Raw genomic sequence first — 1,230 nt, forward strand, 5'->3', positions numbered from 1 at the left:
GCTGATGTCGAGCAGATAGACGATCAGCGCGGGGGCGGAGCTCGTGGCCAGCAAGGTATATGCCATGGCGTCATTCCGATAGAAGCGAACACAGATCGCCGATTCACCCGAAAACGAGGGCGCCTGACGAAACGACGTTGGCTCCACGGCACCCTGCATCTCGAGCGTAGACCTTGGCTTTCGAAACCTTCCACGTCATTTCCCTCACCCGCTCGGGTTAACACCGCCAGACACCAGGGTGATGGTCGCAAAGCGCAATCGCCTATATACTGTAAGTCATTGACGCGTCTCCAAAAACGCGAAGGAGCCGCCAGAACGAAATCGAACCCCCATCGCAGGTCAGGGGAGGTGAGGGCGTGGCATCAACAACCCAGCACATCGCTCGTCGCTATCGAGAGACGAGTGTCATCACCGATAACGGCCTCACCGTTCTGGTTCAAACCCACGACGAGACGCTCGACACCCCTGCCACCGTCGAGCACCTCAAGGCAGACGCGGGGGCCGCACACGAACAGAGCGATCTCGCCCAGGCGTTCATCCGCGCGGGGCATCATGTGAAGAGAATCGATCACCCGAACGTTGCTCGCGTGCTCGACGTCATCGAAGACGCAGATCCTGCCCTCGTCTTCGAACGACTCGAAGCACAGACCCTCGAAGATCACGTGAACGCCTCGCCGCATCTTATCGAGCCAGACGTCGCGGTGCGCTGGGCATCAGCGATCTGCGACGCTCTCGCCTGCCTGCACGGCCACTCGCCCCCACTCATGCATCTCGATCTGAAGCCGAGCAACCTGTTGCTGACCCGTGGGGGGCGTCTCGTACTCACGGGCTTCGGCCTGCTGCGCGAAGCCGATGGGAGCGCCGCGCCCGTCGCGCTGCTCTCTGGCGCGGGAACCCCCGGCTATGCGGCGCCCGAGCAGCTAGAGAGCTCTTCAATCGATGCCCGTGCCGACCTCTATGGCCTTGGCGCCACGCTGTACGCCGCACTCACGCGCCGAACGCCTCCCGATGCCCGCGACCTGCGAGACGGGCGCGCGCGCTGGGAGCCTCCGGAGATGCACAACCCCCAGGTCTCTCCGGCCCTGAGCCAGGCCATTCGCGTGCTCATGTCAGCATCACGCGATGCGCGCCCGAACACCGCTGAAGAAGCCCGTGAACTGCTCTCCCCTCGCCGTGAGATCGCTGCGACACCCCGCCCCACGGGCACTGACGACGCTGGCGATGCTGCCA

Annotated in this window: 1 protein-coding gene; it reads left to right on the forward strand. The window is 63.7% G+C overall.

Going from position 1 to position 1,230, the window contains the following annotated elements:
• Positions 1-356 precede the first annotated feature (356 nt).
• The coding region (locus EB084_25945; protein ID NDD31707.1) for a serine/threonine protein kinase at positions 357-1,230 on the forward strand (874 nt) is incomplete at its 3' end.

Source organism: Pseudomonadota bacterium, assembly GCA_010028905.1.
GTDB lineage: Bacteria > Vulcanimicrobiota > Xenobia > RGZZ01 > RGZZ01 > RGZZ01.